This window comes from Gilliamella sp. X-23 (assembly GCF_057063545.1).
In genome coordinates this window covers 1-13,830 of the sequence record NZ_JBXSQG010000001.1, presented here as the reverse complement: position 1 = coordinate 13,830, position 13,830 = coordinate 1, and the positions used below count along the sequence as shown (strand labels likewise).

Below are 13,830 nucleotides of genomic sequence, written 5' to 3'. Positions count from 1 at the left end.
TTTTTTCAGTTGGATTTTATTACAAAACAAAGCTCAAAGGCTTATTGAAAAAAGGATCTTAAAGGATCGTATAAAACTGAAATAAATGAAATACTTTTCAATATTTTTCAGTTTTAATTTATAAAAAAGATCGTATTAAATAATTAATATAATGATAAATAATAATATTTTTATTTTAGGTGATGTTTGGAACCTAGATCCCAAAATTAATAAAATATAATATTCATTTAATATCAATTTGTTATAAATTATTATAACTGAAATTTTATTACATTGGATAATATGAAAATATCAATATTAATAGATGAATCGTTTGATATAGGAAATTGTGAATCGGGTTATATCGTGGCACTTATGGTAAATGAGTGGTGGGTCTTTTTGAAAAAAGATTCTCTTGATCTAATCGGTGTATTTGAAACAATCGAGGAAGTCAGGGACTTTATATATTTATTAACAATATAAAACGGATCATACACGATTATAAAAACGCACCGCCATTTTACCGCCACTTACTATTTTTACAGAATTTTTTAAGGTAAGGTATTTTATATAATATATTGATTTTAAATAAAATAAATGGTGGGTTGTGAGGGGATCGAACCCGCGACCAATTGATTAAGAGTCAACTGCTCTACCGACTGAGCTAACAACCCACTGAGATATTTGAATACATTGTATATAGGTTTAAGCAATAATGCAAATCACCAATCTCATTTTATTTACTAAAATTTTGAGATAAATTTCAATATTGCTAGATTATTAAATAAGTCTATGTTTTACTGTAGTGCGTTTTTTCAACATGTTTAAATATTATATAATGAATTACAAATAAATTGGGAGAAAAGAAATGAAAATTTCGTCAGTTGCTATGGTTATCACAATGGGATTATCCAGCGCAGTAGCTTATGCGCATACTGCAAATGAAATTATCGTCCGTGGTGGACCTGTTTATGTTCACCCTAAAGATAAAAGTGATCACGTTAAAGTAGGCGGAGCCAAAAGCGATCTAAAAGCAAAAGCCGATAACGATACACAACTTGGATTAAATTTCCAATATATGGTGACCGATAATATTGGTGTCGAACTGTTAGCTGCAACACCTTTTAGCCATCAAGTTAAGCTAGGCGGGGGCAATTCAACGGGGCTTTCTGGTGCTCATTTAGGGAAAATTAAACATCTACCACCTACATTAAGTGCCGTTTGGTATCCACTTGATTCACAATATGAGTTACAACCTTATGTTGGAATGGGTATTAACTATACCTTCTTTTTTGATGAAAAACTTAGTGGTGAAGCCAAAAAAGCGGGATTTCATGGTTTAGATCTTGACAGTTCTTGGGGCTGGGCAGCTCAAGTCGGTGCTGATTATTCTTTAAATGACAATTGGCTTTTGAATGCTCAAATCCGTTATATTGATATTGAAACTAAAGCAACAACCCATTTAGGTAATACTAAAGTTACCGCTAATTATAAGCTTGATCCATGGGTTGCAATGATTGGTGTAGGTTATAAATTTTAAAGGAAACAAACATAAAAAAACCTCTCAAACGAGAGGTTTTTTATTACAAAGATTAAAGATTTTTTATGGCAACATACTGCTCTTGCAGTTTGGCTTTATCATCAATATAACCTTGTTGTTTTTCTTTTTCTTTAGCAACTACTGCCGCAGGGGCTTTATCGACAAAGCTGGCATTAGACAGTTTATTTTCAATACGAGAAATTTCGCCATTGATGCGTTCAATTTCTTTTTCTAAACGCGCAAGTTCGTTTTCTTTATTGATTAATCCTGCCATTGGGATTAATAACTCGGCGCCATCAACCAGTTTTGTGACCGATAATGGTCCAGTTTCACCATCATCAAGTAAAACAATTTCAGACAATCTTGCTAATGATTCAATAAAATTGATGTTATCAGCGATGATTCGATGTACCGTTGGAGAGCCTTTTCGAATCAATAATTGTAGTGGTTTACTTGGCGCAATATTCATTTCGGCACGTATGTTTCGTACGGCAATCACGACATCTTTTATCCAATTAATATCAGCTACTGCTTGATCATTTGAATGCTGTTCATCAAAAGCAGGCATTGGCTGTAACATGATAGTATCAGCGGTTATATTCATTAAGCCTTTTACATTTTGCCAAATTGCTTCGGTAATAAATGGAATAATCGGGTGCGCAAGACGTAATAGAGCTTCTAATACCATAATTAACGTATGGCGAGCTGCGCGTTGCTGTGACGGTTCGCCATTGGCTAAAATGGATTTGGTTAGTTCTAAATACCAATCACAGAATTGATTCCATGTGAACTCATATAAAATATTAGCTGCTAAATCAAAACGATAAGTATCAAATGCGTCTCGATAAGCTTTAATGGTTTGATTAAATTCGGCTAAAATCCATTTATCTGCTAAAGAATAATCTAAATCCCCGCCTTTAAAGCCACAATCATGCCCTTCTGTATTCATCAGCACATAGCGGCTAGCGTTCCAAAGTTTATTACAGAAATTACGATAACCTTCTAAGCGTTTTAAATCCCAATTAATATCACGCCCAGTTGAGGCTAACGCAGCTAAAGTAAATCGTAGCGCATCAGTACCGTGCGCCTCAATGCCATTAGGGAACTGTTTTTGGGTGCGTTTAGCAATTTTTTCAGCTAATTGAGGCTGCATCATATTGCCTGTCCGTTTTTCTAATAAAGCTGGCAGTGAGATACCGTCAATCATATCTAAAGGATCGATAACGTTTCCTTTAGATTTAGACATTTTCTGCCCTTCTTCATCACGAATTAAACCTGTAACATACACTGTTTTAAAAGGAACTTGTGGTTTACCATGTTCATCTTTAATAAAGTGCATGGTCATCATGATCATTCTAGCTACCCAGAAGAAAATGATATCAAAACCAGTTACGAGCACATTGGTTGGATGGAAGGTGGCTAAATCATCAGTATTATTCGGCCAACCTAACGTTGAAAATGTCCAAAGCGCAGACGAAAACCAAGTATCCAGCACATCTTCATCTTGCGATAATTCAATATCATTCGACAGATTATTCTCGCGTCGCACTTCTGCTTCATCACGGCCAACATAAACATTACCTTGTTTATCATACCAAGCCGGAATACGATGTCCCCACCATAATTGACGTGAAATACACCAATCTTGAATATCATTCATCCAAGAAAAATACATATTTTCATACTGTTTTGGTACAAATTGGATATCACCATTTTTTACTGCATCAATAGCAGGCTTTGCAAGCACTTTTGCTCGCACATACCATTGATCGGTTAGCATAGGTTCGATCACAACGCCACCACGATCACCATATGGAACGGTCAAATCATGCGGTTCGATTTTTTCTAAAATACCCAATGACTCACATTCTGCAACGACTGCTTTACGAGCAGCAAAGCGTTCCAATGTTTGGAACTGAGCAGGAATAACTGGATCATAAGCATCGCTTGGTTCACCATTAGTATCAAATACTTCAGCTTGCTGACGAATATCACCATCAAACGTTAAAATGTTGATCATCGGTAATTGATGACGTCGCCCAACTTCATAGTCATTAAAATCATGCGCAGGGGTAATTTTTACGCACCCTGTACCTTTGGTCATATCGGCATGTTCATCACCCACAATTGGAATACGGCGGTTAACAAATGGTAATATGACAAATTGTCCAATCAGATCTTTATAGCGAGGATCTTCAGGATTCACCGCAACCCCTGTATCCCCAAATAAGGTTTCAGGACGAGTAGTTGCCACCACTAAATAATCTTTTCCGTCGGCTGTTTTGGCACCATCAGCTAACGGATAACGTAAATGCCACATTGAACCTTTAACTTCGCGGTTTTCAACTTCAAGATCGGAAATAGCTGTACGTAATTTTGGATCCCAATTGACTAAGCGTTTACCACGATAGATGAGATTTTCTTGATATAATCTCACGAAGACTTCTTTCACTGCATTTGATAGACCTTCGTCCATGGTGAAACGTTCACGATCCCAATCAACTGAATCCCCTAAGCGACGCATTTGCTTAGTAATGCTACCGCCAGATTCGGCTTTCCATTGCCAAATCTTGTCAATAAAAGCATCACGCCCGTAATCATGGCGTGTTTTATTTTCTTCAGCCGCAATTTTGCGCTCTACCACCATTTGCGTTGCAATACCTGCGTGATCAGTTCCTGATTGCCAAAGGGTATTATGACCTTGCATACGATGATAACGAATCAAGGCATCCATAATGGTTTGCTGAAAAGCATGCCCCATATGTAAACTACCTGTCACATTCGGCGGTGGAATGGCAATACAATAACTTGGTTGCGATTTATCACCATTGGGTTTGAAATAACCACTTTGTTCCCAATGCTTATAAAGAGGTTGTTCAATTTCTTGTGGATTATAAGTCGTGTTTTTCATAATTAATGCATCAATCCTGATTTAAGGCATAAAATGGTTGCTATTCTACAGTAAAATAGCCAAACAATAAATTAGCAGAACAATAAACTCATCGATTTAATCGAATTGTAAAAATTTTTATAATACGATAAATAGCATAAAAAAACCGCCTTGTATTAAGCGGTTTTTTTATATCTATCATTGTAAATATAATTGGTAATTAGTGATGTTGATAAATAAAATTATCAATTAATCGTGTTTTACCAATATAAACCGCTAGCGCACATAAACTATCTTGTTCAAGCCTATCAACCGATGTTAATGATGCTAGATCGACAAATTCAATATAGTCAATCTTGGCTAAAGGTTGGTGGACAATAAGATCATACATAGCTTTTGTTATAACTGTTACCGACGTTTCCCCTTGCTTTATCATTGCATTGGCACATTCAATTGCTTGATAAAGGCACACGGCTGCGGATCGTTCACGTTCAGACAAATAGCTATTACGTGAACTTTTAGCTAGTCCATCTGCTTCACGCACAATAGGGCAACCAATAATTTCAATGTCGAAATTCAGATCACTGACCATTCGTTTAATTACCGCTAACTGCTGTGCATCTTTCTGTCCAAAATAAGCACGATCAGGTTGTGTGATATTGAATAATTTTGTGACAACCGTGCAAACACCTTTGAAATGCCCTGGGCGTTTTTTTCCACATAAAGCATCTGTTAAACCATTAACATCAACATAGCTGTTAAAATTAGTATCATACATTTCACTGGCAGTTGGACAAAAAATCAAATCCACCCCCATCTTCTCACAAGCGATTTTATCCCGTTCTAAATCACGTGGATAACTAGCAAGATCTTCTGAAGGTCCAAATTGTATAGGATTAACAAAAATCGTCACAATAACTTTTTGGTTATCCCTTTTAGCCGCTGCCATTAAGCTTTGATGACCTTCATGCAAATAACCCATGGTTGGAACAAGTCCGATACTATAGCCAGCTTGACGCCAAGCTTTAACTTGCTCTCGTACTTGTCCAATTGTCGTTACAACATTCATTTAGTTATCCCTTATAATTGAAACTCAGATTTAAGTTTGCTCATTACCCCACTATCAATCGCAAATTCATGGATCGAAGCAGGAAATTGTTGCTGTTTTACCTGTTGGCAATAATCAGTAAACGCTTGTTTCATATGATGGCCAATTGGGGCAAAAGATTTGACAAATTTTGAAGAAACACCATCATACATAGACAACATATCTTGATAAACTAGCACTTGCCCATCACAATTTACACCTGCGCCAATACCAATAGTTGGAATACTTACTAGTTGTGAGATCAATTTTGCTAAATCAGCAGGTACACATTCAAGTACAATCGCAATCGCGCCAGCTTGTTCAACCGCTAATGCATCAAGAACAACATTTTTAGCATCTTGATAATCTTTACCTTGAACTTTGTATCCCCCTAATGCAAGAACAGATTGGGGCATGAGTCCAATATGCGCAACAACCGGAATAGAAGCTTGCGTAATCATTTTGATATGTTCACAAAATGCTTGCCCGCCTTCAAGTTTAACCGCTTGAGCCTGACCTTCTTTAATTAGGCGACCGGCATTTAAAACTGCATCATACACAGATGTTTGATAAGACATAAAAGGTAAATCAGTGACAACAAATGCGGACTTAGCTGCTCTTGCAACCGCTTTGGAGTGATGGATCATATCTTCCATAGTAACCGATACGGTGCTATCGTAACCCAGCATCACCATACCTAAAGAATCGCCCACTAATAAACAATCTACACCACTTTCATCCATTAATTTAGCTGTAGTGTAATCATAAGCGGTTAGCATAGTAATTTTTTGTCGGTTTTGTTTACGTTCTTTTAAAGTGGCAATCGTGTTTTTCAAGGTAACAACTCCAATTCTAATTGTCGATAGTCCTTGCTTGGATGTTTTGTTCGACTAATATTAAGTAAAATAGCAGATAACTGCTGGTAAATAGGTTTCAATTCGACCGGCATAGCCATTATATGTTGTTTGATGACTTCAATATCACCACGTTCTACAGGTCCAGTTAAAGCATTAATCACCCCAACTTTACATATATTTTTAGCATTTCCTAAAAATAATGGATGCCACGCTTGTTCACTAAACTCAGTATCTAATCCACATTGGTCAAGTAAATCAACACCAATTTGTACCAACGCAATAACTTGATTACTCAACATAACACAAGCCGCATGATAAAGTGGTTTTTTATTCGCAGGTAAAATGGCTAAAGGATTTTTTAGTGAAACAAAAAAGTTTTTTAATTGAGGAATAATGCTTTCATTTGCCTCAAGCGTAAAAGAAACACCTGACATAGCGGTATAGCATTCAAATCTATCATAAATGGCATATAAAGGATGCAATGAAAACGCAAATGGATGAACAATTTTATGTTGGCTAAATATATGTGACGTCAACAGCCCACTGCAATGACCGATCCATTTATTGGCAATAGGTAATTGGCAAAGTTCTTGCCAAACGGTGGCTATTTGGCTATCTGATACAGTAACCAATAAACAATCACAATCATTAACTAAATCAGCTAACGATGCATAAGCTTGACTATGAGTAAAATCACTTGCCTCTTTTGCATGTTCATAAGATCGGCTATAAAACCCAGCAATCCGCATTCCACACAAAGAAAAATACTTAGCTAAAGTGCAACCTACTTTACCCGCACCAATAAAACCGATAATCATTGTAACTGTAAATTATTAAATAATTGTCGCATTATAGCCTAATCGACTTGATATTCAATTATAATTAATAATGGTAACAAATAAAATTATTTGTAGCATATTGCTTATTATTGACATAAAAATCTCTATTTTTATTGGTTAATTATAAATTTCAAAATAATCAAAATTTTCTAGAAATGGTTATCATATGTAATTTGTACAAAATGTTAAAAATTTTTGATCATAAATTCATTTATTGCATCTAAAAACAAACTACCATACTTTTCTAACTTGATTTTACCTACACCAGTAACGTTAATTAACTGCTTTTTACTTTCTGGTTTGGTTTGAACCATTTCAAGTAATGTCGCATCACTAAAAACAATATAAGGTGGAATATCTTCAACATCAGCAATATCTTTACGCAATCGCCTAAGATTGTTAAATAGAATTCGTTCTTCGTACGATAAAATCGCAGTTGAATTAATTGATCTTGCATATCGATTTATGCGGTTCTTTTTCACGATTTCTAAACGCGGTTTAGCTAATGATAAAGGGATTTCGCCCCGAAGAATTGACCGCGCCTTTTCTGTTAATTGAAGAGTGGTATAATTCGATATATCTTGATTTAAATACCCTAAATAAATCAACTGTCTAATAACACTAAGCCAATAGTTCGATGAATTTTGCTTACCGATACCATAAACCGATAATTTGTGATGACCAACTTCTTTAATGTGAGCCCGCGCAGAGCCTCTTAAAATATCAACAATATATTGTGCCCCATAACGCTGTTTAACACGATAAACACAAGATAAAACCTTCTGCGCATCAATTAAACCATCATACATCTCAGGGGGATACAAACAAATATCACAGTTATTGCAAGGTTCAGCTCTCTCTTCGCCAAAATAATTCAGCAACACAATGCGCCGACAAGTCAAACCTTGCGCAAAAGCCTCCATCGCATTGATCTTTTGCAGTTCCACATCTTTATGCTTACCATCTATTTTCTCAACAGTTTTTTGATGATACCACTTCAGATCTTTACTATTAAATAGCAGCATCGCCTCGGCTGGTACGCCATCACGCCCTGCTCGGCCTGTTTCTTGATAATAAGCCTCAATCGTTCGTGGACAATCCGCATGTAAAACAAAACGCACATTGGGTTTATTAATACCCATACCAAACGCAACGGTAGCGACAATAATTTGCACATCATCTTTTAAAAAAGCATCTTGTGCTTGTTGGCGTTCATTGTTAGACAACCCGGCATGATACGCCATAACCGAAAAACCAAGAGCAGCAAGTTTAGTGGTCATATCTTCAACTCTAGAACGGCTTGAGCAATAAATAATACCGGGGTTGCCTTTTTGCGTTTCAACAAACGAAACAACCTGCTCCATCTGATTAAATTTGTCAACGACGGTATAACGAATATTCGGCCGATCAAAACTCCTTACCACAACTAACGGATCAACCAAATTAAGTTGATTTATAATATCAGATTGCGTCATCTTATCGGCAGTGGCGGTCAATGCAACAATCGGCACATCAGGAAAACGAGTAGAAAGTTGACCTAATTGACGATAATCAGGTCTAAAATCATGCCCCCATTGAGAAATACAATGCGCTTCATCAATAGCAATTAATGAAGGTGGATATTCATTAATTAAAGTAGAAAAAGCGTACACGCCCAAACGTTCAGGTGAAACATATAACAACTTTATTGAATGATTTAAATATTTTGCGATAACTTCTTGTTGTTCTATCGCAGATTGAGAAGCATTAAGATAGGCAGCAGGAATACCATTAGCTAATAACTGATCGACCTGATCCTTCATCAAAGAAATTAAAGGCGAAATAACAATAGCAGTCCCTGGCAATAAAACCGCAGGGATTTGGTAACATAAAGATTTACCACCGCCAGTAGGAATAATGGTTAAAGTATCACGTCCATCGATAATAGATTCAATAATTTCTCTTTGTTGATTTCTAAATGACTTGTAACCAAAAACATTTTGCAGAACATCTTCTATCTGATCTTTTATCGACATACAAACCTAAATATGTAGCGCCTAACGAAATGCGCCGAGTATAGCGAAATTAATTTAAACAAACCACCATGAACTTACAGAAACTTACAATTCATCCCAAAAATAAGAAAATTTTTAGAAACAGCTTGCATTGAACCATCATGTTATGACTTTTTTTTAAAACCGAAAAGAAATAACGTTCATTATGCAGCCAATTTTGTTCAACAGACTAAAAAAACAGCTATTTTTCATTTTTTTACTTGATACAAATCGATTTGCCCGTTAATATTTACGTGTTTCAAATATACGCCCGTAGCTCAGTTGGTTAGAGCATCACCTTGACATGGTGGGGGTCAGTGGTTCGAGTCCACCCGGGCGTACCATTCTAAAGCCTTATCTAGCAAGCCTTTAAAGTGATTGTTTTAAAGTCAGATTTTATTCGTAGGGTAAAACTGGGGTAGTACTTCACTAACATAATAATTATATTAAGATTAGCCATAAAAATAATTAATGAATAGAACAATCGATATTGAAACAAGTATACCGAACAAAGTTGTTAGTATGGTTTTTGATAATAACTATTATCCTACACAAGCATGGCGTGAGTATTTAAAATTATTCGAAGTTGAAGTTGCGAATAAAATAGGTATTAGCCAATCAGCTTATTCTCAATATGAAAAAAGCCAAAAGTTAAGAAAAGCGACAAGAATTAAAATTGCCGAAGCACTACAAATCAAGCCTGAACTGATAAATTTTTAATAAAAAACTCTCTTAGAGAATTTAATAAAATAGCACTAAATAAAAATAATTTCTTTCCGGTTTTATAGTTATTGTATTCTGGTACAGTGCATTGATATTTTACTTTTTTCATTGTTTTCTTTCTTATCTTGCGTTATTGCTAACTCAGAAATCATCTTAAACTCATTGTCTGATATATACTCAAACCTGTTAAAACCAGACAATTTCATACCAGCTAAAGATTTGTTGTAACTTCTATTCAATTTCTTAAAATCTTCCTTTACCATTTCATTACTACCCGGCCATTTTACAAAAAAATCATCGTTTTCTTTTAAATAGGTAACTACTGATTTTCCATGGTCAATTGATGTAGAATAGTCTTGAAACATCCCGTTCTTCCATTTTGCTCTTTGTTCGATTGAGCTACATTCCCAATTCCCGATAAGCATTTCCTCAGTTACTTTCTTTTTACCACAACCTAATAAAGCAAACCCAATTAAACCAACTAGTAAAATTTTTTTCATACTATCGCCTTCCTTTTTGGTAATAGTATGAAATTTATTAACTAATAGCAATAAAAAATCACCTTTCTACTTTCTTCACTCCACCGAGTTTAAAACTGCACTTCATGTTTTAATTCAGGAACAACAAAATAAAACTTAAATAAAATCAATACCTTTCCTGGCTGATTTTTTGCTTAAAATTCGAGTTTTATTTTGGTGGAGGGAATGGGTTTTGTCTAAATTTTTCAGGCAATAAAAATTCAATCTTGGAAAAAACATTCTTCAAGCAAATCTTGTTCACAGTTAGGCATATAATATAATATATCCTATCTGTTTTACCTTTATCACAATAAAAACCGATTAACTCAGCGGTAAAGTGGTTTATTTACATCAGCATTTCTACACCAACTTTTCTAAACCACCTATCCCTAGCAAATAAAATTTAATTTTTTCTTTCGTAGGTAAACATAACATCACGTCCATCATTATTAAATTTGAATTGGACATCTACCCATTGATTGCCCGATGAGCTTTTAACAAATTGTTTAATATTCAAAGAACATCTCGGCGCATTTTTAATATTATCTCTAGTATTATCAATAAAAACTAAATATTCACCCCCCTCTACAGGAGTAAATTCTATATTATTGTAATTACATAAGCTGGCTCTATTTTCCTTTCCTGACGTATTAGAAAGATCTGAATACCAATCATGTGAAATACTTGCATCAAATTTAAAAGTTTTATTTGCTGGAATATAGATATTATATAAAGTTTTGCTGTTGCTTGGCGTTGGTATGCCAAAATTACGATCCCTTGTTTTTCTATCAAAGGTTATTGTAGTTTGTGTATAACGAAGGTAATTACCTTCTGTTTTTCTCATCGAGAAAATATCAGAATAGTCTGTAGTAACAGAATTAAAATTAGTTGAACGAACAAAGGTGACTTTCGCGACTTTATCAGTAGGTTGTGGTTCGGAATAATTCTCATACTCAAAGGTGGCACACGATGATAGTACAAAAGAAGTCAAAAACAATATTAATGGTAAAAATCTTTTCATCTCTATTCCTCAATAGTTTAGTTTTATATTTGTTTAAATATTGAATCATTTCTAGCTTGTCATAACTATTTTGAGATTCAAACTTCATCAAGCAGTCATATTGTTAACTTTAATTTCAATTTATTCATCAATGAATGTTGCTTATTTTCAATCCGTGGCTTAACTCGTTTCCAGTTTGATAACATTCTACTCACTTAACTTTCCCCTTTTTCATTATCAACTTCAAAAAACAATTTATAGATTTCTTTCATAAATTTGAATCGCTCTTTAGTCCAATACTAGCTATTATGTTATTGCTGTCGATTTGATATTGAGTGAATTACTCAAAATTTGAACATAAAAAACCGACTTTCGTCGGCTTCATTTTTTATTTTCTTCATCTGCGGATTTAGTGTTTTTGTCCAAATTAGTTTTATTTTGACTTAATTTCTTTTTACGTTTTGATTTTTTATTCTCTTTTAATTTATCATTAGCTATGCTTAAAAGGATAAAACTCCCACCCAGAAAATATGTAATATCAATTAACTTAATTATGTAAGGATTTGAACCTCGATACGAATTGTTGTGAGATACCACTACCGCATCTACAATTTGCGACCAAAAAACAATTAAAAATAATACGATTAACTTTTTCATTGTGTACACCGCCCAGTAACAAACTTATTATCATTACCCTGCACTTTTGCTATATGCGCATTACGCTTGCATTCCCAATTTTCAGGTGCATACATTTTATTCCACGCCATCATCAGCTTCTTTTCTTGATTTGATAAATTGATTTTATATTTATCAGACATGTAAAGATAGGTGCGTGCTATCATTCCACGGATTTCGTTACGGGGCTGAAATACACGAGCTTTAAAATCCACAGCACTTTTACACTGCCCATACTGATTAAATTCTTTAGTGAATTGCGAATAACGATAATTAGACCTATCGCCATTCACTTCACCAATAGCCGGTTGTAAGTTATGCATATCCCCTTCTATTTGATTGAAGGTAGCATCTTTTTTGCACGCTTTACGCCCACCTTCTTGCCAGCATGTTAGGTGTCTACCAAAATTCTCGGCAGGCATAACATGTTCCCACTCAATGCGTTCAGCTCTAGTCTGATTTTTTCTTGGCTGATACCCACACTTGCTAAAATCAACAACGCTTTTTTTACCTACCCACGAAAATTCGCATCCGCAATAAAATGTCGTTTGATTAGGGTTTAATTTATATAATTTAGTTAAATGTGTTTTAGCTGAATTAAAGTTCTGTGCTGAATAAACAAATAACGGAGTAAATAAAAGTAAGATAGCTATTTTTTCCATAAAATCCATTTAAAATAAATCCAAAAACTATAAAAATTTAATATGTTATATAAAACATCAACTTTTATAGTAAAGCATCCTGCAATAACAACTATCAAGTAAGAAACTTAATAAAACAAACCCTCGGCTTTTGGTGAGGGCTTAAAAGAGAAAAAGAACGAACAGACGTTTAATTCTCTTGTTTATAAAATTGGTATTGTTTCCAGTCTATTAACCAATCAAAGGTCGGGCACCCCCGACTGTGGCTTTAAATATATCAACAGATATTAAATAAATCAAGGTGATATTATGACAAATTCAATAACTTACATTCAAACAAAAAGCATCAAAAACAGAAGGTAAAGTAGAAGGTTTAAAACAACACGTTGACAATATTGCATTAATTGAATAAGTAAGTAACAGCCTGAGCGAATCCAAGGTTAACTTATTGTTTATGTAGGATAATTTTTGATAAAAAAGTTAAATAAAAACTTCAATAAAATCAATACCTTTTCTGACCGTTTTTGTTGGTGAATAAAATGAATTGAGTCGATAGTTTCGGCTCGAAGGGCGGCGCTATTGTGGCTTTGCCACAACTGCGCAACCCTAAGGGAAACGCCCCAACTGGCGCGGGGCTTTATTCTTTGTTAGATTGTCCTCTCAGGCACCATAACCGCCCCCCCCGCACCCTAAGGATTAAGTACTAAACGCTAAAAACTAAGGTGCGGTGCAAACAGCAGCATATCTGCCGGCGGAAGCACTGTCGCTGGTGACGCGGCCGTCTGCCACGTAGACAACGAACTGGTCGCTACCAAAGGCGCCGCTCGTCCAATAGAAGTTGTAGTCGAAGTTCGCATCACGGTAGTGGTACATGGTACCCCACTCCGTGAAAAACCCAGCTCCTATGTGACGCTTGTAATTATTAACAGATGAACTAGGTACTGCGCCATCTACGCCATTTACACATGGAAAGTAAGTATTAACGACACACTTCGCATTGGTTAAATCACTTACCTTAGACAATCGATAACCCAAACTATTACACCAT

General features: G+C 35.2%; 12 protein-coding genes and 2 tRNA genes. 3 read left to right on the top strand and 11 right to left on the bottom strand.

Features of this window, described 5'->3' with window-relative positions; all coding sequences use genetic code 11:
• Nucleotides 1–577: 577 nt before the first annotated feature.
• A tRNA-Lys gene (locus ACYH9I_RS00070) sits at nucleotides 578–653 on the bottom strand.
• Between the two features lie 194 nt (nucleotides 654–847).
• Between ACYH9I_RS00070 and ACYH9I_RS00065 the strand changes: the two genes are divergently transcribed.
• The gene (locus ACYH9I_RS00065; protein ID WP_483557932.1) at nucleotides 848–1,519 is read left to right on the top strand and encodes an OmpW family outer membrane protein; all 672 of its coding nucleotides are present in this window, start codon (nucleotides 848–850) and stop codon (nucleotides 1,517–1,519) included.
• 52 nt (nucleotides 1,520–1,571) lie between these two features.
• Here the strand turns inward: ACYH9I_RS00065 and ACYH9I_RS00060 are convergent, their stop codons facing one another.
• From ACYH9I_RS00060 to recQ, 5 genes are all read right to left on the bottom strand, one after another.
• Complete coding sequence (locus ACYH9I_RS00060; RefSeq protein ID WP_483557930.1) at nucleotides 1,572–4,430, bottom strand: valine--tRNA ligase; 2,859 nt, start codon at nucleotides 4,428–4,430, stop codon at nucleotides 1,572–1,574.
• 199 nt (nucleotides 4,431–4,629) lie between these two features.
• Complete coding sequence (gene panC / locus ACYH9I_RS00055; protein WP_483557928.1) at nucleotides 4,630–5,478, bottom strand: pantoate--beta-alanine ligase; 849 nt, start codon at nucleotides 5,476–5,478, stop codon at nucleotides 4,630–4,632.
• Between the two features lie 11 nt (nucleotides 5,479–5,489).
• Entirely contained in the window at nucleotides 5,490–6,332 is an 843-nt protein-coding gene (gene panB, locus ACYH9I_RS00050; RefSeq protein ID WP_483557926.1) for a 3-methyl-2-oxobutanoate hydroxymethyltransferase, read from the bottom strand.
• Complete coding sequence (locus ACYH9I_RS00045; protein ID WP_483557924.1) at nucleotides 6,329–7,171, bottom strand: Rossmann-like and DUF2520 domain-containing protein; 843 nt, start codon at nucleotides 7,169–7,171, stop codon at nucleotides 6,329–6,331. Before ACYH9I_RS00045 ends, panB begins: the two co-directional genes overlap by 4 nt.
• 206 nt (nucleotides 7,172–7,377) lie before the next feature.
• On the bottom strand, nucleotides 7,378–9,207 hold the full coding sequence (recQ, locus tag ACYH9I_RS00040) for a DNA helicase RecQ (protein ID WP_483557922.1): 1,830 nt from the start codon (nucleotides 9,205–9,207) through the stop codon (nucleotides 7,378–7,380).
• Between the two features lie 285 nt (nucleotides 9,208–9,492).
• On the opposite strand from recQ, the gene ACYH9I_RS00035 reads away from it, so the two are divergent.
• A tRNA-Val gene (locus tag ACYH9I_RS00035) sits at nucleotides 9,493–9,569 on the top strand.
• Between the two features lie 127 nt (nucleotides 9,570–9,696).
• Nucleotides 9,697–9,945: a helix-turn-helix domain-containing protein gene (locus tag ACYH9I_RS00030; RefSeq protein WP_483557920.1), complete on the top strand. Its 249-nt coding sequence runs from the start codon at nucleotides 9,697–9,699 to the stop codon at nucleotides 9,943–9,945.
• Between the two features lie 68 nt (nucleotides 9,946–10,013).
• Here ACYH9I_RS00030 and ACYH9I_RS00025 read toward each other — a convergent pair whose 3' ends face one another.
• The 5 genes from ACYH9I_RS00025 to ACYH9I_RS00005 all read right to left on the bottom strand — a co-directional run.
• Complete coding sequence (locus ACYH9I_RS00025) at nucleotides 10,014–10,448, bottom strand: hypothetical protein (RefSeq protein WP_483557918.1); 435 nt, start codon at nucleotides 10,446–10,448, stop codon at nucleotides 10,014–10,016.
• 421 nt (nucleotides 10,449–10,869) lie between these two features.
• Nucleotides 10,870–11,487, bottom strand: a complete 618-nt coding sequence (locus ACYH9I_RS00020; protein WP_483557916.1) for a hypothetical protein — start codon at nucleotides 11,485–11,487, stop codon at nucleotides 10,870–10,872.
• 360 nt (nucleotides 11,488–11,847) lie between these two features.
• Nucleotides 11,848–12,123, bottom strand: a complete 276-nt coding sequence (locus ACYH9I_RS00015) for a hypothetical protein (RefSeq protein ID WP_297224349.1) — start codon at nucleotides 12,121–12,123, stop codon at nucleotides 11,848–11,850.
• Nucleotides 12,120–12,812, bottom strand: coding sequence for an endonuclease (locus ACYH9I_RS00010; protein WP_174786635.1), 693 nt, complete (start codon nucleotides 12,810–12,812; stop codon nucleotides 12,120–12,122). The genes ACYH9I_RS00015 and ACYH9I_RS00010 overlap by 4 nt, the downstream gene beginning before the upstream one ends.
• Before the next feature lie 687 nt (nucleotides 12,813–13,499).
• A partial coding sequence (locus ACYH9I_RS00005) for a hypothetical protein (protein WP_483557914.1) occupies nucleotides 13,500–13,830 on the bottom strand: 331 nt, incomplete at its 5' end.